The 22,958-nt window shown below is 43.5% G+C and carries 20 protein-coding genes; 6 read left to right on the top strand and 14 right to left on the bottom strand.

What is annotated here, in order from left to right:
- Positions 1 to 30: 30 nt before the first annotated feature.
- From H6F41_RS06510 to H6F41_RS06500, 3 genes are read right to left on the bottom strand one after another with little or no spacing between them, the layout of a single operon-like run.
- Positions 31 to 627 (bottom strand): GUN4 domain-containing protein, encoded by a 597-nt coding sequence (locus H6F41_RS06510; protein WP_190402662.1) that lies wholly within the window; start codon positions 625 to 627, stop codon positions 31 to 33.
- Between the two features lie 54 nt (positions 628 to 681).
- Positions 682 to 2,703 carry a chloride channel protein gene (locus H6F41_RS06505; protein WP_190402661.1) on the bottom strand — a complete coding sequence of 674 codons (2,022 nt, stop codon included), beginning with the start codon at positions 2,701 to 2,703 and terminating at the stop codon, positions 682 to 684.
- A 46-nt stretch (positions 2,704 to 2,749) separates the two neighbouring features.
- On the bottom strand, positions 2,750 to 5,074 hold the full coding sequence (locus tag H6F41_RS06500; protein WP_242022948.1) for a ribonuclease R family protein: 2,325 nt from the start codon (positions 5,072 to 5,074) through the stop codon (positions 2,750 to 2,752).
- Positions 5,075 to 5,575: 501 nt separating this feature from the next.
- On the opposite strand from H6F41_RS06500, the gene H6F41_RS06495 reads away from it, so the two are divergent.
- Entirely contained in the window at positions 5,576 to 7,216 is a 1,641-nt protein-coding gene (locus H6F41_RS06495) for an iron uptake porin (RefSeq protein ID WP_190402660.1), read from the top strand.
- A gap of 132 nt (positions 7,217 to 7,348) precedes the next feature.
- Here the strand turns inward: H6F41_RS06495 and argB are convergent, their stop codons facing one another.
- From argB to apcB, 4 genes are all read right to left on the bottom strand, one after another.
- Entirely contained in the window at positions 7,349 to 8,218 is an 870-nt protein-coding gene (gene argB, locus H6F41_RS06490; protein WP_190402659.1) for an acetylglutamate kinase, read from the bottom strand.
- Between the two features lie 116 nt (positions 8,219 to 8,334).
- Positions 8,335 to 9,483, bottom strand: a complete 1,149-nt coding sequence (locus H6F41_RS06485) for a glycosyltransferase family 4 protein (protein WP_190402658.1) — start codon at positions 9,481 to 9,483, stop codon at positions 8,335 to 8,337.
- An 86-nt stretch (positions 9,484 to 9,569) separates the two neighbouring features.
- Complete coding sequence (gene fba, locus H6F41_RS06480; protein WP_190402657.1) at positions 9,570 to 10,649, bottom strand: class II fructose-bisphosphate aldolase; 1,080 nt, start codon at positions 10,647 to 10,649, stop codon at positions 9,570 to 9,572.
- A gap of 176 nt (positions 10,650 to 10,825) precedes the next feature.
- A complete protein-coding gene (gene apcB / locus H6F41_RS06475) occupies positions 10,826 to 11,323 on the bottom strand; it encodes an allophycocyanin subunit beta (protein WP_190402656.1) in 498 nt (165 codons plus the stop codon).
- A 482-nt stretch (positions 11,324 to 11,805) separates the two neighbouring features.
- Here apcB and H6F41_RS06470 point away from each other — a divergent pair, with 482 nt between their 5' ends.
- Together H6F41_RS06470 and H6F41_RS06465 are read left to right on the top strand one after the other, a co-directional pair.
- On the top strand, positions 11,806 to 13,017 hold the full coding sequence (locus H6F41_RS06470; RefSeq protein WP_190402655.1) for an FIST signal transduction protein: 1,212 nt from the start codon (positions 11,806 to 11,808) through the stop codon (positions 13,015 to 13,017).
- Between the two features lie 189 nt (positions 13,018 to 13,206).
- On the top strand, positions 13,207 to 13,596 hold the full coding sequence (locus H6F41_RS06465; RefSeq protein ID WP_199288685.1) for a hypothetical protein: 390 nt from the start codon (positions 13,207 to 13,209) through the stop codon (positions 13,594 to 13,596).
- 46 nt (positions 13,597 to 13,642) lie between these two features.
- On the opposite strand, the gene dxs is transcribed toward H6F41_RS06465, so the two are convergent.
- On the bottom strand, positions 13,643 to 15,562 hold the full coding sequence (gene dxs, locus H6F41_RS06460) for a 1-deoxy-D-xylulose-5-phosphate synthase (protein WP_190402654.1): 1,920 nt from the start codon (positions 15,560 to 15,562) through the stop codon (positions 13,643 to 13,645).
- A 313-nt stretch (positions 15,563 to 15,875) separates the two neighbouring features.
- On the opposite strand from dxs, the gene H6F41_RS06455 reads away from it, so the two are divergent.
- The gene (locus H6F41_RS06455) at positions 15,876 to 17,006 is read left to right on the top strand and encodes a sensor histidine kinase (RefSeq protein WP_190402653.1); all 1,131 of its coding nucleotides are present in this window, start codon (positions 15,876 to 15,878) and stop codon (positions 17,004 to 17,006) included.
- Positions 17,007 to 17,062: 56 nt separating this feature from the next.
- Here H6F41_RS06455 and H6F41_RS06450 read toward each other — a convergent pair whose 3' ends face one another.
- Positions 17,063 to 17,545, bottom strand: coding sequence for a 2TM domain-containing protein (locus H6F41_RS06450; RefSeq protein WP_242022947.1), 483 nt, complete (start codon positions 17,543 to 17,545; stop codon positions 17,063 to 17,065).
- A gap of 55 nt (positions 17,546 to 17,600) precedes the next feature.
- Positions 17,601 to 18,122, bottom strand: a complete 522-nt coding sequence (idi, locus tag H6F41_RS06445) for an isopentenyl-diphosphate Delta-isomerase (protein WP_190402695.1) — start codon at positions 18,120 to 18,122, stop codon at positions 17,601 to 17,603.
- 118 nt (positions 18,123 to 18,240) lie between these two features.
- Here idi and H6F41_RS06440 point away from each other — a divergent pair, with 118 nt between their 5' ends.
- Complete coding sequence (locus tag H6F41_RS06440; RefSeq protein WP_190402652.1) at positions 18,241 to 18,663, top strand: hypothetical protein; 423 nt, start codon at positions 18,241 to 18,243, stop codon at positions 18,661 to 18,663.
- Between the two features lie 31 nt (positions 18,664 to 18,694).
- On the opposite strand, the gene surE is transcribed toward H6F41_RS06440, so the two are convergent.
- The 3 genes from surE to hisH all read right to left on the bottom strand — a co-directional run bounded on the left by surE (position 18,695) and on the right by hisH (position 20,745).
- Positions 18,695 to 19,468 carry a 5'/3'-nucleotidase SurE gene (gene surE, locus H6F41_RS06435; RefSeq protein ID WP_190402651.1) on the bottom strand — a complete coding sequence of 258 codons (774 nt, stop codon included), beginning with the start codon at positions 19,466 to 19,468 and terminating at the stop codon, positions 18,695 to 18,697.
- 99 nt (positions 19,469 to 19,567) lie between these two features.
- Positions 19,568 to 20,095 (bottom strand): DUF2808 domain-containing protein, encoded by a 528-nt coding sequence (locus tag H6F41_RS06430; protein WP_190402650.1) that lies wholly within the window; start codon positions 20,093 to 20,095, stop codon positions 19,568 to 19,570.
- A gap of 26 nt (positions 20,096 to 20,121) precedes the next feature.
- Entirely contained in the window at positions 20,122 to 20,745 is a 624-nt protein-coding gene (hisH, locus tag H6F41_RS06425; RefSeq protein WP_190402649.1) for an imidazole glycerol phosphate synthase subunit HisH, read from the bottom strand.
- Between the two features lie 180 nt (positions 20,746 to 20,925).
- Between hisH and H6F41_RS06420 the strand changes: the two genes are divergently transcribed.
- Positions 20,926 to 21,396, top strand: coding sequence for a hypothetical protein (locus H6F41_RS06420; RefSeq protein WP_190402648.1), 471 nt, complete (start codon positions 20,926 to 20,928; stop codon positions 21,394 to 21,396).
- A gap of 49 nt (positions 21,397 to 21,445) precedes the next feature.
- Here H6F41_RS06420 and H6F41_RS06415 read toward each other — a convergent pair whose 3' ends face one another.
- Positions 21,446 to 22,936: a mechanosensitive ion channel domain-containing protein gene (locus tag H6F41_RS06415; RefSeq protein ID WP_190402647.1), complete on the bottom strand. Its 1,491-nt coding sequence runs from the start codon at positions 22,934 to 22,936 to the stop codon at positions 21,446 to 21,448.
- Positions 22,937 to 22,958 lie beyond the last annotated feature (22 nt).

Below are 22,958 nucleotides of genomic sequence, written 5' to 3'. Positions count from 1 at the left end.
GACTGATTGATGACTTAGTTGCTCTAACATTTATTCTAAAATTGATGACATATAGACCTGATTTTGGGCGCTAAAGCCATAACGTCCTTGGCTATATTGCCTCCACAAATCGTCAATCATCCGTAGATCATCACAGGAAATTTGCTTAATCTCCTCAGCAGTCATCACTGAGCCGAGGTTTTTATGCGCTGCCCGACACATTACATTCCATGTTTCTTGGTTCGCTTCTTGCCATTTACCACTGGCTAACAAAGTTTGCAGTGTTGTGTAGTCAACACCCGTACTCGAAACTAAGGACTTAGATGCACTTGCGGCTACCGCCTTTTGTTCAATTGCAGCTACAGCAACACTAGGACGACGGAACCGTAAAGTTATCGCCCCCTTACTTTGTCCATCTCCTAATAAAATTGCTTCACCCGTATCAGTGAGCTTGATCTCAATTTCAACTTCATCTAAGGCTAGCCCATTGGCATGACTAGGAGCATCGTCAGTGGCGAGTTGCTGCACTAAGTTAGCAATCCTTTGAATGCTGTCCTTGATCTTAGTGGTGTTGATTGTCTTAACCGATCCACCATTGGCGTGATCATCATTTCCTACAAACTCAATTAGTATTTCTTCGCTATCCATGACATCCTTGTTTGGGCTATTTGCCAGATATGTAAGACAATTCCTGTCTAAATTTTAGGAGGAAATCGCCTCAGAACTATGAATATCCGACTCTCTGTTTAAGTTGTTACTTGAATTGCTATCTAGAGTATTACTTAGAGGACTGTTTAAATTATTTAAACTGTCTAAATTACTATCTAAATTATTGTTCTGATCATTCTCCCTGTCATTAGCAATATTACTAGAGATATTGCTATTGCTATTGCCAGAGCCATTAGTGGTGATCACAGCAACAGCAGGAACAGGTGATACCGATTTAGTCGCTGTAATTCTAGCAGCGATCGCCCTTTTTGTTAGTGCCGTATTATAGGCTGTGGTAATCGCCAACCGATCAACCATGCCAATTACTCGCTTTGGCTGATGGCGATCAACGACTGGCATCTGGCGCAAGTCTCTAGTCGCCATGCGTTTCAGGGCTTCTGCAAGGGATTCATCAGCAAAGGTATATAGAACTTCACGGGTACAGATATTCTCAACGGTCATGTCTTCAATCGAACGCTCGCCCATGGGTGCAGATAGCGATCGCTTTAAATCTTGGGTGGTTAAAATCCCTTGCAAATGATTAATGTCATCAAAAACTAACGCGCTGTGATGGTACCCACTAGTAATAAATTGAGCAGCTTGCAATAACGGCATTGAATATTTCACCGATGCAGGGTTAAGGGTCATCACCTCCGCGATTTTAATTTTTTCTAGCACCTCAATATCAGCAGGTAAATTTGACCATTGCATGATCATTCGATCCGCCTTCGAGGTATCACTCTGATCGAGAACCCATGCACATAGTCCCACGGCTGCCATCAATGGCAACACAATCCGATAGTCGCGAGTCATCTCAAATAATAATAAAACTGATGTGAGTGGCGCGCGCACCGTCCCTGCGAGTACCGCCGCCATCCCCACGAGGGCATAGGCAGGTGAGGCTGCGATCGGGATTGAAGCTGGTAAAAAATAGGCGATCGCCTGTCCATATAAACTGCCTAACACTGCTCCTAGAAAAATCGAAGGCGCAAATATGCCGCCCACAAAGCCACTAGCGGAGCTAATTGCAGTCAAGAGTAACTTAATCACCAACAAAATTGTCAGCAACGGAATCGTAAAGGGAGTATCTTGCAGAATTGATTCCACGGTTTCATAGCCGATGCCAATCGCTTCTGGAAAGGTGAGTGCAATTATGCCTACACAAAATCCACCAATCAACAACTTGATCGGCATTGAGACCTTTTGCATAAATGCGGCGATCGCCCATTCCCCCGCAAAAAATCGCTTAGCCTGTTTGATGGAACGGGTAAACAGCAGGGCAACTACACTCGCGAGTACCCCTAAGCCCAAATATAGTGGTAGTTCCCAATAACTTCGCACTTCATAGACGGGCAAACTAAAGGCAGGACTCTCGCCTAAGCTAATTTGTGAAACTAAGGCTGAAATAACTGAAGCAATAACGACGACGCTGACATCGGAGTTGGGACTAGATTTATTGGTGCGATAGGAATCGCGTAATAACACCTCAAGGGCAAAAAACACACCTGCGATCGGCGCATTAAAACCTGCCGCTAAACCTGCCGCTCCGCCTGCACCAATTAGCAAACGAATCCTTTCGCTAGAAAATTGCATCGTTTGCCCCAGTAATGCGCCAATATTGCTACCTAGCTCCACGCTTGGTCCTTCTGGACCGAGCGAAGCTCCTGCACCTAACGATAATGCCGCCGCCACAGTTTTTAAAGGAATTTGCGAATAGGACTGCCCTAAATCACGGTTAGATGATCCCACTTCTAGTTGATCTAATTTGAAGCGCAAGAGGCTGACCACGACCGCCCCAAGCATGGGAATGAGAACAATTGCCCAGTGAAACTTGGCGCTAAAAACGATTGCAAATTCATGCCAATAGATTTCTTGGGCAAACAAAATTAGTTTGCGAAATAGGGTCACACCCGTGCCACTGATCACACCAACTGCGATCGCAGAAACAAGCATAACCGTCTCCGCAGATGGCTGAAGACGGTTAAGAAGGGTCACCAACAGGCGGGAAAGCGACATGGTGAAAACACTCGTGAAGGAGGAGTAATGGTGAGCGTAGGATTATTTATTCTAAAATCGCAGCATCAACTTCTTCGGGGAACTCTTCTAAGATATCCGATTCCCCAGAGTTCGATTCATCCAGAGTGGCTAGATCGCGATCGGCTTCGGCATTCACCACAGCCACAAGGTCAATTTGTTGACGATAATAATCAACGCCCTTGACCTGTACTTCCACACGATCACCTAAACAATATTGACGACCACTACGGCGACCCACCAACAAAGTTGAAGCCCTTGCACGTCCCTTGCCATTGATTAAAGGAAACTCGTACCAGTCATCCTTGAGGGAGCTGACATGGACTAAACCTTCAACCAAAAGGGATTCAATTTCTACGAAAAAGCCATAGGACTGCACACTGGTAATGATGCCGTAGAAATTACTACCTGTGTGCGATCGCATAAACTCAGCCTTACGCAAACCATCAAGGTCAGAAATTGAGCGATGGTACAAAGCATCTGCTTGATTTAGCTTCGGCACAATCGTTTCTAAATCTTCAATTAACTGACGCTCAGTTTCAGGTGGCAGTACACTCCAATTCACCTGACCATGGGCGCTAGAACTACGCAGATTAACCCCATCCTTAATGCGGATACTACGGCGATCGCGACCTTCTTCAAACACCGTATGCAAAATTCGCTGAATTAGCAAATCTGCATAATGATTTTGGGGAAATACACCATGTAAATAGGGCTGCTCAGTTAGCCCCAATCCAAAATGTACCGCAGGAGACATCACATACTCATTAGTCTTAAACATAGACATCAAGAGATACTTGAGGATGTCTCGAGTCGCATCCTGCTCCATCTGCTCAATTTGTCCTAAGATTTGATGTAAATCAGTAATCTGGATTTGCTCAGGAGTTTCTAGTTGCAAACTAATCCCCATACTCTCCAGCAGCTTTGTCCAGTCATCAACCTTGCCTTGGTCGGGAGGAATTTGACGCAGATAAATTGATGGAATCGCTAGGGAATTCAGATGAGATGCGATCGCTTTATTAGCTAGAATCATAACTTCTGTAACAGTGCCAGAAATCGGCAATGAGACAGGTACAACCGTCACCCCTCTCACACCCTCATCAGCTTCTTGTGAAGGAATCTGTGGCAAGACCAGTCTAATCGCATTAGACCGCTCTTGCAGTAATGCCCCCACCTTAGCGATTAAATGCACCAAAGCTTCCACTTCAGTATCAATTTCTTGACTAGGCGCATCCTCATCAACCGCCACCTTCCCATCAAGAATTTGTTGCGCTCTCTGATAGCTCAGGTTTGCTCTCACCAAGATAGCCGAAGGCTGAATTTCAAAAGAAAGCATATTACCTTGATGATCTAGCTTAATCAGCACCGACATCGTTAGATATTCTGGCTGGTTAAACACATTCATTTCAGGCAACATTGGTAAAACCGTGTCACCAAGGAAAAACGATCGCAATCGCTTTTGAGCCTCTAAATCCAATGGTGAGCCAGCAGTTACATAGGTAGCTACATCAGGAATATGCACGCCTAATTCCCAGCCAGTTTCCACTTCTGTGATCGAAGTAGCTGCCGCATTACCAATTCTTACAGTCAGGGTTTTGCGTAAATCGAGACGATGTTTAAGATCAGCTTTGCGCACACCCCTCGGCAAACTTGCCGCCGCCGTTAAAGCCTTAGCACTAAATCTTCTGGGCAAATTATGTTTGCAGCAGACCAAATCAATATCATTGGTCGATTCCGCGTTGTCACCCAAAACCTGCAAAATTCGTCCCAAAGGTAAATGATTACCCAAGGAAAATCTCACCATTTCCAAATGCACCAGTTTGCCAACTGCGACCGATAGATCAGGAGTTTCTTCGTCTGGCACTAGCTCAACTTCAAACAAAAGACGATCATCCAGTGGCACAGCTCGATAACTATCATCAGTTAATTTCACTGTTGATAGCAATGTCGGATTAGAACGCTCTAGAATTAAGCGCACCTCACCTTCTGGCGAACGTCTCCGCACACCATCTTTAGTTACCCGTACTAAAACGCGATCACCATTCCAAGCATTGCTCAGGCGACTTTCGCGCACATAAATATCCTCAGCACCTTCAACATCTTGAATCGCAAAGCAAAAACCTTTGCTAGAACAACGCAAACGACCTTCCACCAAACCCTCTTCTTGGATACGGCGATATCGTCCCTTGTCTTTTTCGAGAATGCCAATTTTTTCGAGAGCATCGAGGGCGACTTGGAGACGACGCACACTTTTGCTGTCATCGCTAATTCCAAGTTTTTTTTCGATCGCTTTGGGCGTAACTAGCTTGTCATCAGAGAAATTGTCTAACAGTTGATTAATCGAGAATTCCATGAGGCGAAGGTCAAACGATGGTTAAAGGTGAGCAAATTAGAGCAAACGAGAGGAAACAAGGCAGCAATCTAGTACATCACAACAAGATTACAAATCAGTCAGAAAGCAACATCGTCAAATCAACGAAAGTTAGTATCTCGGTGATCACCACAGTCCAGACTTGTAAGAGGTACAGCTTATCGAAATGAGACTTCTACAATCTCATTTATCTTCTCAGAGCTGACTTAACTTTATTTTAGAAACAGTCGTTAGGTAGTTATATAACTCTATGGTGTCACTATTAGCTCTCTTAATCAATTTGCAAGGTTAGTTTGCACATTGTTCCCCTGCCAGTGACATTTTAACCCAATTAATCCAGCAAATATTTTGGATATATTACACAGATGTTGAAAGTATTTAACAAATGTGTCGGTAATCACTTAACTTTTTGTCAACATTGTTGATATAGTTTCATTTAATACAGACTAAAAGCCTGTTGCGATGTGAGGAAAGGTAAAATCAATGTCTAATTTTTCTAAAAAAAGCTACAGCGTAGCTATCTCTGCGGCTGTTGCCGCATCTGCACTGATTAGTGGTGCTGCAAATGCTCAAGCTTCTCAAGATTCTGAAGTAATCCGCTCCGTAGGCACAACCAACAGCTTGTCTCGTTCTGCTGTTGCTCAAAATGTAACTTCCGTATCTCAACTCAGCGATGTTCGTCCTACTGATTGGGCTTTCACTGCTTTGCAGTCTTTGGTAGAGCGTTACGGTTGTATCGCTGGTTATCCTGACAGCACCTTCCGTGGCAACCAAGCCACCAGCCGCTACGAATTTGCTGCCGGCTTGAATGCTTGCTTAGACAAAATCAATGAAATCATCTCTGCTGGGCTTGCTGACAAGGTATCCCAAGAAGACCTCGCTACTTTGCAAAAGCTTCAAGAAGAGTTTGCTGCCGAACTAGCTACCCTTCGTGGTCGTGTTGATGCCCTTGATGCGAAGGTTGCAAAACTCGAAGCTCAACAATTCTCCACCACTACTAAGCTACGCGGCGAAGCAATCTTTGGTCTAGCTGCTGGTTCTGATGGTATTGTTACCCCTCCTGCTGGAGCAACTGTTGATAGAACCAACCTTGTTTTCAACTATCGCGCTCGTCTCAACCTAGACACCAGCTTCACTGGTAAGGACTTGCTGAGAACCCGCTTGCAAGCTAGCAATTCAAACAGCTTTACTAACCTCGCTGGCAGTAACAGCACTCGCCTTTCCTATGATGGCGTTTCAGCCGCTAATACGAACCTATTTGAACTCAATCGTCTGTATTACAGATTCCCAGTTGGTGATGCTTTCACAGCCTATGTTGCTCCCATTGGTGCTGTAGAAGACATTATCAACCCTCTTAACCCTCTTGAAAGCGATAGCCAAGGCACAATCTCTCGCTTTGGTCGATTCAGCCCATTGATTCGTATTGCATCTAGTGGGAACCCAGCCGTTGCTGGTTTTGACTGGAAGCTTTCTGACAAGGTAAACTTCCAAGCTGCTTACAGCGCTTCTAATGCTGGTCTTGCAACTGGTGCTGGTGGTGTAACTAATGGAGACACTAAGATTGCAGCTCAGTTTGTGTTCAAGCCTGCTGATGCTTTAACTTTGGGTGTTGGCTATGCTAATGCTTACACAACTAGCACTGCTACCTCAATCCTTGGCTCTGGTCTGAACTTGGATAATAATAGCGTTGGGATTCCTGCTGGTATTGGTCTGAAGACTGATACAGTTGTAGGTAGCTTAATTTGGGACATCACCAAGAAGTTTACCTTTAATACTTGGGGTTCTTGGACTTTTGCTAACGGGGCTAACGTTAATACATCTTCAACCCTTACTAGCTGGGCAGCTGCTCTCTCTGGCAAAGATTTGTTCAGCGATGGTGATCTAGCCGCTGTTATTTTTGGTCAGCCGCTAACACCAACCAATTTGACTCTTGGTGGTGTAGGTCAAGATCTAAATGCGTTAAATATTGGTAATACCCCTTATCACCTCGAAGCTCTTTACCGCTTCCGTGTTTCCAAGAATATCACCATCACCCCTGGTGTATTCTTTGTGTTCAACCAAAACAGTGCAAGTGCTAATGGCACAGCAACTGTTGGTGTAATTCGCACCACCTTCTCATTCTAGAAACTGCTCTAGATAGATAATAAAAAGCGGCAGAAGTGTTTATCACTTCTGCCGCTTTTTATTTGTGAATTGAAACTAAAAAAATATGGGTTTGAAAATAAAGCAATGGCTACGCCATTTCTTTATTTGGTATTAGAGGGCAGTTTCTGAGGCGACAATCATTGAACCAACGCCGCTATTGGTAAAAATCTCTAGAAGCAGTGAATGGGGAACACGACCATCGACAATATGAGCGGCTTTTACGCCTTGTGCTAGCGATCGCACACAACATTGCACCTTGGGAATCATCCCACCGCTAACAACATTGTCACGAATTAAATCTCTAGCTTTACCAATCGTCAGGCTGCGATATAGAGTGCTAGGGTCTTTGTAATCATGCAAAATACCAGCAATGTCAGTGAGTAGAATTAACTTCTCAGCACCTAAGGCTGCCGCTAGTTCACCAGCAACAGTATCGGCATTGATGTTATAAGACTGCCCCGTTTCGTCGGTAGCAACACTGGATACGACAGGAATATGCCCAGCTTCAAGGAGTGTAGATAATAAACCGATATTGATACCACTAACTTCGCCCACAAAACCGATCGCATCATTACCTTGAGGGCGAGCGCGAATCAAGTTACCATCTTTGCCGCATAAACCAACTGCTGAGCCACCAGCAAGATTAATCATCTCGACGATTTGTTTATTGACGCGACCGACTAACACCATTTCCACAACTTCCATAGTGGCAGCGTCGGTGACGCGCAAGCCGTTAATAAATTGAGGTTCAATATTGAGTTTGGCTAACCATGTATTAATTTCTGGCCCGCCACCGTGGACCAGCACAGGACGTAGTCCCATAAATGACATGGTGACGACATCGCGAATCACGTCCTGTCGCAAACTTTCTTCTTTCATTGCCGCCCCACCGTATTTAACTACGACAGTTCGCCCTGCAAATTGCTGCATATAAGGCAATGCTTCGCTTAAAACCTGAACGCGATCGCTATCTGTTAGCATTTAACGCCTCAACTAATCTTGAAATATCCTAATAACCTTACAACTTCAGTTGTCCTATTCAATAAAGGGAGCAGGTAACTTGTCATTATTTAATGACTTTTATGAAACTAGGGCTATTAGATTCCTGCGATCGCCATTTCAAAGGCTTGACAAACCGAAGGGATTGAAAACTTACTTTGAGCTTGATGATAGGCAGTTTCAACAATTTTTTTGGTGACGAGAGGCTCATTAAAAGTTTTTTGGATTACTTCTGCAAGTTTTTCGGAATCATTGGGAGGAATTAAAAAACCCGTAATCCCGTTATCAACAATTTCACTAGTGCCACCACCAATAGTTGCGATCGCAATTCTTTTAGCCAGCTGAGCCTCGACGATCACTCTGCCAAAGGGCTCAGGCGATGTCGAACAATGGACAATCGCATCACAAGCTTTCATAAGGTCGGGAATATCTTGACGGAAACCGAGCCAATGGATGCGCCCCTGCAAGCTTGGTTGATTTGCCATATTTTTTAGCTTTTCAGTATACTCAGCTTCACCAAATAGAGCATCCCCCACCAATAACACATGTACGTCAGGAAGCTGACTGACAGCCTCTAGTAAAATATGCTGACCTTTCCAATAGGACAATCGACTAAACATTCCCACTAATCGACAATCACGGGGGATATCTATTTGCTCCCGCAGACTCGATTGATTATCTTCAATGCAATCAAACTTTTCGCTAGCAAAGCCGTTATAGACTGTGCGTAATAGCTTCATATTGCCTCCCGCAGCAATAAACGCATCGGCAGTAGCTTGAGAATTAACAATCACCCTAGTCGCACACCAATTTGCTAAGGTCACCGCAATCCGCCGATTAGTTTTGCTAAAGATATCAGCAGTCAAAATATCGTGCAGATGCCAAACTACAGGTGCGCCACCCATAAATCTTGCGATCGCAGATACCACAAACCCCTTTTGATTGTTGGCATGAATCAAATCAAAATTCTGACTTTTTTTGGCAATTTGCTTGGCCAGTCGCCATAACTCTCCAAGGGATTTGAGTGATGCTAGCCCACTCGATACTTTAACCTCAGCCAATGACCGTGACGATTGCAAAACCTCAACCTTTACTCCCTCCTGTTCAAGACGCTGTTTAAGCGCACCATCGGTCAGCAACACCACCTCACTTGTATCACGATAGGCATGGGCAAAATCGATTAAGCAAAGCTCACCCCCTCCTAAGACTGCCGTGTAACTTACAAATAAAATTCGCTTTTTTTCCATGCCAAGTAATTGTGTTGATAAAAAATAGAGGGGGCGCATTGCACTCCCTCTATTTTATTTATAAGCAGTTAAAGAATAATTAACAACTAAGCCTTAACAGCAGCACGGCTAACTTGCTTCAATTCGCCCTTAGCATACTTACCAACAAAATCATAGATACTAACTTGCTTGATTTTGCTAGCTTGACCAGCAGCTTCAAATTGAATGTAGCGGTCAGCACATACCTTTTGCATGTATTTGATCGATGGCTTCAAGAAATGACGAGGATCGAATTCCTTAGGAGCTTTAGCCAAAGCTTCACGCACCGCAGCAGTGATTGCCAAGCGGCAGTCGGTGTCAATATTGACCTTACGAACACCACACTTGATGCCCTTTTGAATTTCTTCAACAGGTACACCATAGGTTTCAGGAATTGCGCCACCAAACTCGTTGATCATCGCAAGCAAATCTTCAGGAACTGAAGAAGAGCCATGCATGACAAGGTGAGTGTTAGGTAAGCGGTTATGAATTTCTTCGATGCGGCTGATGGCAAGGATTTCGCCAGTAGGCTTGCGAGTAAATTTGTAAGCACCGTGGCTAGTACCGATCGCAACGGCTAGAGCGTCTACTTGAGTGCGCTCAACAAAGTCAGCAGCTTCGTCAGGATCTGTTAAGAGTTGAGAATGATCTAAAGCACCTTCAAAACCATGACCGTCTTCAGCTTCGCCCTTACCAGTTTCGAGAGAACCTAAGCAACCTAGTTCACCTTCAACGCTTGCGCCGAAAGCATGAGCAACTTCGACAACCTTAGAAGTAACTTCCACGTTGTACTCATAGCTCGCAGGGGTCTTAGCATCAGCTTCTAGGGAGCCATCCATCATGACGCTAGTAAAGCCATTTTGGATTGCCGAGAAGCAAGTTGAAGGAGCATTACCGTGATCTTGGTGCATCACGATGGGGAGATGAGGATAGGTTTCCGCAGCAGCCAAAATTAAGTGACGTAGGAAATTTTCGCCTGCGTAGTTGCGTGCGCCACGAGAGGCTTGCAAAATTACGGGGCTGTTGGTTTCATTAGCAGCCTGCATAATCGACTGGATCTGCTCCATGTTGTTGACGTTAAATGCAGGAATGCCGTATCCGTTTTCAGCTGCGTGATCGAGCAGCAAACGCATTGGTACTAAAGCCATATATAAAATCTCTCCTAGACAAAATCGAGCTTGTTCGACTATGAACAATCTTAAATCATTTTGAAGACTTAAATTAATCAAAAAAAAGAGGTGTGCTTGGCACGCCCCTTTTTGACATTTTTTTGATCTTGCGATCGCAAAAATAATTTCATCCACTACAGGGGGAGAAATTACTTTTAAATATTTTTTTCGCTAAGTTCGCGGCTCATATAGTCAAAGGGTGCAGCTAGCCAATCCGCAGAGTCACCAACCAGTTCAAATACCAATTGCTTCATAATCTGAATACCCTGTACGGTTGGACCAATGGGTACGCCTAAGGAGTTGTAAGTATCACGCAAACCTTGCAATACTCTCTCATCAAGCACATCGTTATTACCAGCAACTAGAGCATAGGAGGCATAACGGAGGTAGTAGTCCATGTCACGCAAGCAAGCTGCAAAACGGCGCGTTGTATAGGCATTGCCACCTGGACGGATCAAGTCTGGCACTTCTTCAAATAATTGTGAGCCAGCTTTACGTACAATCGACGCTGCATTTGCAGTAATGGCAGAAGAGGCAGCTAGGCGAGCGTTCCCCGTAGCAAAATAGGATTTGAGGGTATCCAATGCATCGCGATCAAAGTATTTACCAGTTGCATCATAAGCTCCGATCAGGCTGGTAATTGCATCTTGCATGTTGTTTTCTCCGTTAACTTGTCTTTAATAAATGTATCGGTAACGTATTTGTAAAGTTTGTAAACTATATATAACTTAAACTTGGCAACCTATCCCTTGGGCAGTTACCGAAATTATTTTACTGTGCTTTCAGCGTCTCACCAAGTTTTGAATGCCCAAATTTGTAAAAACTAGTGCCGATAAATAGCTCATTCAGCAGATTGAGTCGCTCGCTAAGCGAGTAACTCAAGATTTGTTTTTGTTTTTTAACTATCCTGAGCTACTTAAAAGACAGTTTTGGTAAATTTTGACCGTAATCAACCCATAAAAAATGTCGGAATTAAGTCTTTGCAGGGTAAGCTTAAATACTATGCTTAAATAATAAGCTCAAATATCTTGGATCTTTAGAATCATCAGAATTCAAGATTGGGGTTTATCCGAAAGCTTTGCAAATTATTTATTAAAGAAATGTGCGGAAGTGAACTTGATCTGTGGCTAGGTATATGAAGTGGGTTACTAGTCTCTCGACGAAAATATCTTTAGAAGCTGCGATACAAGATATATCACAGCAAGTGTTTTCACTGTTGGGTGACAAATCGCTTGATCTGGGTTTTTTATTTGTGTCTACTGCCTTCGCCAGCGACTATCCGCGCCTATTACCTCTGCTAGCAGATAAATTGCCAATCAAGAAATTAATTGGTTGCTCTGGTGGCGGTATTGTTGGCAATGGGCAAGAGTTTGAAGATAAGCCTGCGATCGCACTTTTAATCGGACACCTACCTAACGCTGAAGTCAAGATATTTCACCTTGATGACGATCAGTTGCCAGATCTTGATAGTCCTCCTGATCGTTGGGAAGAAATTACTAAAGTTGACCCATCCAGCGCACCTAACTTTGTTTTAGTTGGCGATCCATTCTCCTTTCCGATTAACGACTTAATTCAGGGACTAGATTTTGCCTACCCCAATGCGGTGAAGGTGGGTGGATTGGCAAGCAGTGGTGGCATGGGTGCTAATGCATTATTTTGCTTCCATCAAGAAGGAGAATATAAGCTTTACCGTACAGGGCTACTAGGTGCAGCGCTTTGGGGAGACATCACAATTGATCCTGTGGTTGCCCAAGGATGTCGCCCAATTGGTAAAGTTCTACAAGTTTCTGAATGTGAACGCAATTTGATTTTGGGTCTGGAGGGCAAAGCTCCCCTAAGTTTATTGCAAGATACGGTGAGTGACCTTAGCCCTAGCGATCGCGAACTTGCCCAGCATTCACTATTCATTGGGGTGGTGATGAATGAATTTAAGGCAGATCCGTCGCAGGGTGATTTTTTAATCCGTAATATCATTGGTGTTGATCCTCGTTCTGGGGCGATTGCCGTTGGCGATCGGATGCGTCCTGGACAGAGAATTCAATTACATTTGCGTGATGGTAAAGCTTCAGCCACAGATCTGGAAGAAGCCTTAGTTAACTACACTAATCAGATGAGCTTAGAGGCTCCGAATGTATCGCCTTCAGCAGCCTTAATGTTTTCCTGTATGGGACGTGGCGAGAGGCTTTACAACCATCCCAACTTTGATTCGAGTCTATTGCAAAAGCACTTAGGGCTAATACCATTGGGAGGCTTTTTCTGCTCTGGGGAAATTGGGCCTGTTGGAGGCACAACATTTCTGCACGGTTATACTTCAGTTTTTGGCATCTTTAGAGCAAAGAACTCATAAGTAGCTTATCCGAAATCTTAAGCCCTGTGGCGCACGCTGCATGTGCGCCACAGGGCTTGAGGTTTCGTTTTTACCTGTATTGAGATTAGTAACAAATACTCAGGAAATGCTGTGATTATGATAGCTTGAGAGGAATCGTAACCATGGATTTGTCAATCCATGATTAAGAAGTTGATAAGGATTAATTGAATGTTTGACTTGCATTGTTTGGGAAACTCGCTAGGTGATTTTTCGCGATCGCATTGCCTAGCAATCTGTGCATTCCTCGTACCTGCAAACCTAATCGCCACTTCACAAACAATATTATTTACGCTCTTAAGAAGATCATCCCTCCAAGTTTTTACAATCAGCACTATTGCCACGATCTATGCATTGCTGATGATTTCCCACGTGATTAGCTGGTTTGTGGTGGGCGTGGTCATGGCTCCCACATTTATTTTGATGTTCTTGGGTATTACTTGTTTAGCAATTAATGCGATCGCAGTTTGGTTCAAAGTCAATCAAGTTGAGATTGATTATTTAAGAATTTTAATAAGAATTTTAAGAAGATTTGATTTTAGGTCTGTTCCTTCGTCTTAAACAATTCCTAAATAAAAAAGGCGGCGTGTTACGCCGCCTTTTTTATTTAGTTACTAACCGCAGTTTGTTTGCTAAAAGCAAACTGATTCAGAATGCGATCGCAAATCTGCCCACTGGATAAACCCAGAGCATTGAAAGACTGCTCAGGTGAAGCATGTTCAACAAGCATGTCAGGAACTCCAATTCTACAAACAGGAACCATAACACTTTCATCACTTAAAGCTTCGAGAACCGCACTACCAAAACCACCCATCAAGCAACCTTCCTCGACTGTAACTACTTTGCCAATTTTTTGGGCAAGGGGAACAATCAGCTCAGTATCTAAGGGTTTTGCAAACCTTGCATTAACGACAGTGGCACTAACGCCATGCTCATTGAGAAGTTCTGCAACCTGTAGCGAAGGGTACACCATAGAGCCGTATGCCAAGAGCAACACATCATTACCTTCACGTAATACTTCGGCTTTACCGATTGGTAATGGCTCTATATCTTCATCCTGTAATGGTGCACCCACACCATTACCACGAGGATAACGCATGGCAATGGGACCAGCGTGAGTCAAGCCAGTAACAATCATATTCTGCATTTCCGCTTCGTCCTTAGGAGCCATCAGCACCATATTGGGAATACAGCGCAGATAGGCGATATCATACATACCTTGGTGGGTAGGGCCATCAGCACCAACTATACCTGCACGATCTAGACAGAGGAACACAGGTAAATCTTGGATACAGATATCATGGATGATTTGGTCAAAACCACGTTGCAGGAAAGTGGAATAAATAGCCGCAACGGGGCGCATTCCTTCACAAGCCATACCTGCGGCAAGGGTGAGGGCGTGCTGTTCGGCAATACCAACATCGACAAATTGATTGGGCAATGCCGCTTGAAATTTATCTAGTCCTGTACCTGTGGACATTGCCGCCGTAATCGCGACGATGCGTTTGTCATGTTCGGCAAGTTTGATCAGCGTATCCGCAAAAACTTTGGAATAGCTGGGAGGTTTGGGCTTACTAGAGGTGGAGGGTTTCGCCTTGCCTGTAGCGAGATCAAAGGAGTTTTGAGCATGGTAGCCAACGCGATCAGCTTCAGCATAGCTATAGCCCTTACCCTTCGTGGTACTAACGTGAACCATGACGGGGCCAGTTAGCGTATGCGCCATTTTAAAAGTGTCAATCAATTCCTTGAGATTGTGACCATCGACGGGGCCAATGTACGTGAAGCCGAGTTCTTCAAAAACAGCACCCACCTTATTTTGTACCATCGTCACAATCTTGAGATTGTCTTTGATTCGCTCGATTTCAGGACTGATTTGTTCGCCAACAAAGGGAATATTGCGGATTTGTCCCTCTAGGTTGTTAGTGATAAATTTCATCGGTGGACTGAGGCGCATTTTGTTCAAATAGCGAGGAATCGCGCCCACATTGGCTGAAATCGACATTTCATTGTCATTAAGGACAACCAATAAATTAGTTTTGGGAAGATGTCCTGCATGGTTAATTGCTTCGAGAGCCATTCCGCCCGTCAATGAACCATCACCAATAATTGCTACAGTTTTATAATTTTCACCTTGCAAATCACGGGCGATCGCCATACCAAGAGCAGCAGAAATGCTAGTTGATGCGTGTCCAGCACCAAAATGGTCGAATTCACTTTCACGACGATTGAGATAACCTGCAATCCCATCCTTTTGACGTAAAGTATGGAAATTTTTGTAGCGCCCTGTGATCAACTTGTGAGGATAAGCCTGATGCCCTACGTCCCAAACGACCTTATCGCGATCTAAATCAAGGGTTTGGTATAAAGCAAGTGTCAATTCCACTACGCCTAGCCCAGGGCCTAAATGACCACCTGTAGCAGCAATGGTTTCTAAATGTTTTTGCCGAATTTCCTTGGCGATCGCTTCCAATTGCGAGATCGTTAGACCGTGCAATTGGTTAGGATGGGTAACTTCACTTAGCCGCATATATACTTATTTTCATAAAATAACTTCCTTTAGTTTAACTGACTCGCACCCTACAAACGTTCATTGCGATCGCGGTTATTGAAATATAGCTGTAGTCCTTTGCCTCAGGACAAATCAAAACCCAAAAAGTGAGTGGCGGCACTTCGCGCCGCCACTCACTTTTTGGGTTTTATGTCTTAACAATAGTGGCGACAGCTATAGTCCAGAACATCATCAAGATTTTGAGAAAAAGTAATGAAATAGAAGCCAAGCAGTGATCGCTATATACTAAAAATTAGACATTATCAATTTCTAATTCCCTATTCCGTTATTCATGCTCTCCGCCAGCCCCGATCTTATAGCCTTAGCCCGATCGCAAATTATGTTGCTGACCCATAGCTTGGGTGCGGTTGCTAGTGCTATTTACATTACCGAAAATGTAGCGGAAGGGATGCCGTCGAATTTGATAGAAGTCGCGATTTTTCCTGAAGATGGAGTTATGGCTTTGCCTGAAGCTTTTGCCTCTGACACGCTGCCAATGCTATCTATGGGTAATGGCGGACTCGTCAGGCAACGGCGGTTTGTTTTGCCATTGATCTATGAAGAGGCGATTCTTGGTTTTTTGATGACGGGACGAGATGATCGGGATTGGTTTGAATATGAACAGTTGCAAATTAAACAAATTGCCAATACGTTAGCGATTGCCTGTGCGTTGGATCGGCGGAATCAATGGTTGGAGGCTAATCAACGACGCAACTATGAACAACAAAGCAATTTTTTAGCTTCATTGCTACATCAGCTTCGTAATCCCCTCACGGCAATTCGGACTTTTGCACAACTACTCGCCAGACGAATTGTGACTGGAGATCCTAATTACAAGTTTGTAACGGGCATTTTGCGCGAGGCTCAACATATTCAAGATTTACTTAGCGAAGCCGATCACCCTGCACCACTACTACTATCTCAAGCTGAACCTGAAAAAGCTTTATTACCTGCGGCAAGTTTAGATCTGGGGCTAGTGGATTTAAGTAATATTTTGGATGCGATCGCAAATTTTGCTAGTGCCATTGCTCTAGAGCGCAATATTCAATTTCTCTCCAATATCCCTCCCCAATTACCGCCTGTTTTAGGAAATGAATCTGGACTGAGAGAAGTGATTGGGAACTTGGTAGAAAACGCTCTTAAATACACACCTGAGAAGGGATATGTTTTGTTAGGAGCAGATGTAAAACTTGATAGTGTTGACATCTATATTCAGGATACAGGGGTAGGTATTCCCGATGCGGATATTCCCAGACTATTTGAGCGTAATTTTCGCGGTAGACAAGCAGATGGAAACATATCGGGAACTGGTCTGGGGCTGGCGATTGCTAATGATTTAGTCCAACAAATGGAAGGTAGTATTCATGTGATCAGTCAGGTGGGAAAAGGAAGTACTTTTGCGGTAACCCTAAAGCGCCCATAGAAATCCAGTCAGGATTTTCAAAAATAAAAATGGTGTAGCCATTTTTATTTTTGATATTATTTCAACCATTCTTCAATACTATTGGTCAATTTACCTGTGATTTGAGCCGTAAGTTGCTCTCGTTTTTGTTTGCGTTGCCATTTTCGGAATTGCTTCTCATATTCATCACTTTCCTTTTGATAGGTACTCCAAGCATCTAGCGCCACACCTAATCCCCAAAACAATAATGGATAGATTGCCCAGCCAATTTTGCCCGAGGTGGATAGATTTAACGCCACTAAAAACGAATTAACAATCGTGTATTTTAGTAAATTAGAGTTGAATGATTTTTTTTTGTATTTATCGAACTCTACCTGCTCTTGACGGACACTTTGGGTGGATTGCCACTGCTGCACTGCCGCCAAAAAATCAACCTCACTAATACCCATGTCTGAAGCAATTTCATAGATTTGCTGTTTCGTCAAATTTTGCCCATTAGTTCTCTTGGCAAGAGCATAGCGAAGAATTTGATCAACCTGTTCTTCTGAATAAGTTTCCATATTTTTCTCCATCACAATAAAAATAAAGAGAAACAACCCTGCGGGTTGTTTCTCTTTATCTTAGTTCAGCAATAAAGCGATCGCAGCAATCGCGCAACCAATAGGTATAGTTTTGGGGATGTTGTTGAATATCAACTTGCAAGGTTTTTAAATCTATCCATTGCCAGTCTTCCGCTTCTTCGGGATTAAGCAATGGATTGCGATCGCAATAACCGACCAACACATGATCAAACTCATATTCCGTTAGTTCATTATCGAGCTTGGCTTGATAAACAAAGCTAAACAGTTCTTGCAACTCACAGTCAAAGCCCATTTCTTCTTGCAAACGGCGATGGGCAGCATCTAAAACTAATTCGTCGGGACGAGGATGGCTACAGCAAGTATTTGTCCAGAGTCCTCCTGAATGATATTTGTGTGCGGCCCGTTTCTGCAATAAAAGCTGTCCCTGTGAGTTCAGCACAAAAATAGAAAAGGCACGATGTAACAGTCCATCACGATGGGCTTGTAATTTTTCGGCAATCCCAATTTTGCGATCGCAGACATCTACTAAAATAACTTGTTCTTCTAACGCATTCATGGTGTTGGGTATTACAGTCAAAACCTTAAGCTCAATCGCTTCAAATTCTTACGCAAAAGTTTTCCAAAGAGTAGATCGGCTAGAATATATTACAAAACTACACATTCGCAGGAGTTTTATGGATACCATCGACTTAGGAAAGCTTGCTCAAAAAGGCTACTACGTCACACTAGGGGCAACATCATCATTACTTGAGGTAATCCAAGATCCCATCAAACGCGAAGAAAACTTGAGACTGATCGGGCGCAATCTTGATGAAGTTACCCAAGAGCTTGCTAATAAAGGTGTTAGCGTGGAAGCCGAAGCACGCAGCTATGTAGATAATTTTATCGCGCAGCAGGTAAATGGCACAGCAAGTAAATCTTCTGAGTCCACAGGCTTAACCACTGTCACCACCACTGCGAAAACCGTTGAGGATGATGTAAATACATCAACTAAGGCTGATCAAAAGGTCAAAGCGAGTATGCGTGATGAGATTCAAGAACTTACACAGCAGCTAGCCACTTTACGTTCTGAATTAGCGCAAATGCGATCTCAATAATTAAAATACCGTCCGCAAAGCGGGCGGTATTTTAATTATTGAGCTTGTCTGTCCATGCTTGTAAAAATGGCATAGCCGTCGCCAAGGTCAAATCATATTTGAGCGGTGTAATCGTGACGTAATTATCTCTAATCGCTTGGATATCTGTATCCGCCTCCGCTTCTTCCTCAACCACTACACCCGATAACCAATAGTAAGTTTTGCCGCGAGGATCGATCCGTTTTTCAAATAGATCCCGATAGCGGCGAATACCTAGTCTTGTCACCACTGCACCACAAATATCTGCCTCTGGAATTGCAGGGATATTTACATTTAATAAAATTGGTTCTGTAAGGGGATTAATTGCGATCGCAGTGACCATTTTTTTTGCAAAATTTGCCGCCGCACTAAAGTCGAGGTGCGTAAAGCTCGTCAAACTAAAGGCAATGCTTGGCACATCTTCAAGAACTCCCTCCATAGCGGCGGAAACTGTCCCCGAATATAAAACATCAGTGCCTAAATTAGCACCTCGATTAATACCTGATAGCACCAGATCAGGACGAGTATCTAATAACGCATCCAATGCTAACTTTACCGTGTCTGAAGGAGTTCCCGAACAAGCCCAAGCCGTAATTCCTTCAGGATAAATACCCGTAATTTGATCAACCCGTAGTGGCTCTTGCAAGGTCAGAGCGTGACCTGTAGCCGAGCGCTCACGGTCTGGACAAACCACTGTAATTTGATGCTCAGTATCACTCAGCGCTTCCGCTAGCGCCCTCACCCCCGGCGCATAAATGCCATCATCATTACTAATAAGAATATTCATTGTCAAAAATCGTCAGTGCTAAAGATGGCAAAGTTAAAACCTATTTCAATTTTCAATATAAAGGCTCGCTTAGCGAGCCTTTATATTGAGGAAATATTCTTAGTCGAGGGTAATTACCCATGAGCCAATATAAACAGGCACAGGCACATCTGCCCGTAGAACTCGTCCATCCATTTGATAGAAACCGCTGTAGTCAGGGTTACGCACATTTGACATCACAATTCTAATGGGGGTTTTGGAAGGAATTGCTTCTTTAGGAATGATGGTAACGCGACGACTTTCTCGATCCCAAGTTACTGATTCAATTTCCAAATCTTTACCACCACGGCATTGATCAGAGATGCGTAGCTTAATGTCTTCAGTATCAAATCCGCCTGTAAAATGGCTAGGATAGGTGACAATTACTTCCGATACTTTGAAGCTTTGGGGTTTGACCTCTAGGTAATACCGATCGCGACGACCACTTGTACCATTATCGAGGCAATAGTCTAGCGCACTGTCTCTTACCCCACCAAATAGAATAAATCCTGCATTACCTTGAGCGCGAACTATTGATGGCGACACAACTGCACAAGCCGCAGCCAAACAAGAAACAATACCGAGTTTTTTGATCATTTGGATCTTCATACATCTCACAAGATTCTACTATTATGCTACGCACTGATCATTCTGACGAAATTTGCTAGTAAATGTATCCCGTCCATGGATGATTTTTCAGGGTGAAATTGTACCGCCATCACATTATCTTTTGCGATCGCAACAGTGACCGTTTGACTACCGTGGGTAGTGCTGGCAGCAGTAACAGCACAGTCAACAGGCGCAGTGTAATAGGAATGCACAAAATACATCCAAGGGTTACTACCTAAATCTTGCCACAATTGACAATCGGGCTGATTGAGCTGCAACTGATTCCAACCCATATGCGGGATTGTCAAATTTTGCTCAGGACGAAATCGTTTGACTTGCCCCTTGATGATACCTAGCCCTGTTTCCTGCCCCTCTTCACTACTATCAAATAGAATTTGCATACCCAAGCAAATTCCTAAGAATGGTTTGCCCGATGCAATCGCATCATGAATCGGTTGCTCTAGTCGGTTGGCTCGTAATTTTTGCATCGCAGGATCAAAAGAACCAACCCCCGGTAAAACGAGCGCATCGGCGGCGGCTAATTTTTGCGGATCATTGGTGACTAATGGGGTTGCACCTGCGATCTCTAAACCTTTGCAGGCTGAGTGCAGATTACCCATGTCATAGTCAATCACTGCCACAACTGGCATGAATTTGCTCCTAACTAAAATTTTGGGGTTGCTAAGTAGCTTGAGCTAAAACCTGTGGCGCACGCTGCGCGTGCGCCACAGGTTTTAGAGTTTTATATTTAATTGCGCCTAGCTACTTAGTTATAATAGTAGACAATAGTAGACAACCTAAAAAGTTATCACAAATCTCTGAGGCAGCATATGGCGGACAAGTTAGCAATTAATCAGGCTTCATTGTCTCTGAACACAGGGATATGCACGGGATTATTTGTAAGTGCGATCGCAACTTTCTTAATTGCTAATCCCGCAACATCAGAAGAGATTGTTACTATTCCCCAAACGCCAGTACAGCCAAGCTTATGGTGGAAGTCGCAACGATTACCCGAAGGATGGGTAGAAAATATTGTTATTAATGCTGAGACTAGACAAGCAATTGTCACGCTAAATCTTAACCGATGGACAGCATCAGATTATTTGCAGAGATTTAGTTTTTTGTTTCAATTGGGTACTGAAGCGCAGAAGAATAATTTTGGGGTATTGCTACACAATCGCCGCGCTCAGACTATTGCTGAATATAGTGTACAGCAGGAAAAATGGCGGATCGAGCCAAAATCCCTTGGCACAGATCCTTTTCGGGTAATTTCCCCCACGATTTTGCAGCGACAATTTTAAGAATCAAGAGACTGTAGCGCTCGCTTCGCTTACACTACAGTCTCTTGGATTAAGAATTTTTTCCTAAGTTAATTCCAAATAAATTATTGAGGCGATCGCGCACCCATGCCAAAGCCGCATGTTGCGAATCCTTTAACTCTTCTTCATTAAGTAAACCAAGACTGATCAGCACCTGCTGCCTCTCCGACAATTTTAGGGCAATTTGTTCGCCTAGCTCTTTATATTCACTGAGTAGTTTTTTAAGTTGCTGACGCTCCACCACAAATAAAACCGTATCCGCCGCACTAGCCCGAACTGTAGCCGTGCGAGGCGTACCAGTCAGCAAAGAAATCTCCCCAAAAAAGTCGCCTTGTCCTAGAGTGGCGATCACCTGATTACTTTTTTCAGAGAATACTTCCACTTTTCCCGACAGAATCATATAAAATTCTTCGCTAGAATCATCTTCATAGCAGATGATTTCGCTAATATCATAATAGCGCCGATAGCCTCTGGTGATAATGGCGAATAGTTCCACATCTGTACATCTCTCAAAATAAGATATCTTCCGTAATAAATCTCGTAAACTGCGAGAGTTCACACCGTTAGGATTATTAGAGTTATCAGAGATAGCCACATTGATGGGTAGATTCGCTGGCGGTTGAGTTGCTAGATTCTCTGGATTAGATATAGGTTGCGAAATAATTTGGCGAATTGATTCAGGATTTTGAATCATTAATGCTCTGGTCGGGAGCGGAATTTTAATTCCTCTTTCTCTAAATTCATAGGTAATCCGAAAGTAAAGAGAACTACTAATGGGATCATTCGCATCAGGTTCATCAATCCAGACCAACAATTCAAAATCGAGAGATTCTTTGCCAAAGCCACAACATAAAACCTCTGGAGGCGGCGTGGATAATACTCTTGGTTCATGACGGGCAGCTTTGAATAGAGCTTCTGTCAAAACTAATAAGTCCGTGTCATAGGCAACACTTACAGGGATACGAATACGGCAAGTATGACCTGCATAGCTCCAGTTAACTGTATTATTTTCGATAAAGCGCTGATTGGGAACGATTACATATAGGTCATCATTAGTCCTCAGAATTGTCGAGCGAATCGAAATTTTTTCAATTGTGCCTTTAAGATCGCCAATTTCGATGTAGTCACCAATTTTTAGGGTTTGCTCGAATATTAAAACTAGTCCACTAACAAAGTTACTCGCCAGATTTTGCAATCCAAACCCGATTCCAATTCCCAATACACCTGCAATCACCGCTAGAGAGGCGAGATTGATGCCTGCACTTTGCAAAATGATGATGCTGCTGAGGGTGATCAGCAGATATTTAACAAATACAGTAATTGCTTCTTGTAAGCCAAGATTAATTCGGAATCTAGATAACAGCGTGCGTCGAATAATTTCACTAATTAATTTGGAAACAAAAAAGGCGGCAATTATTAGCCCCAGCAAGGATACGATCGTGGCGATCGAAAATCGATTTTCCCCAATATCAAGAATTGGCGCGGTGAAGATTTCATACAGCTTGTTTAAAAAAGCATTCATGTTTGTATATGTTTCTTCACAA

Origin of the sequence: Pseudanabaena mucicola FACHB-723, from assembly GCF_014696385.1 — a bacterium.
Lineage (GTDB): Bacteria > Cyanobacteriota > Cyanobacteriia > Pseudanabaenales > Pseudanabaenaceae > Pseudanabaena.
This window is presented reverse-complemented; position numbering and strand designations above follow the sequence as displayed.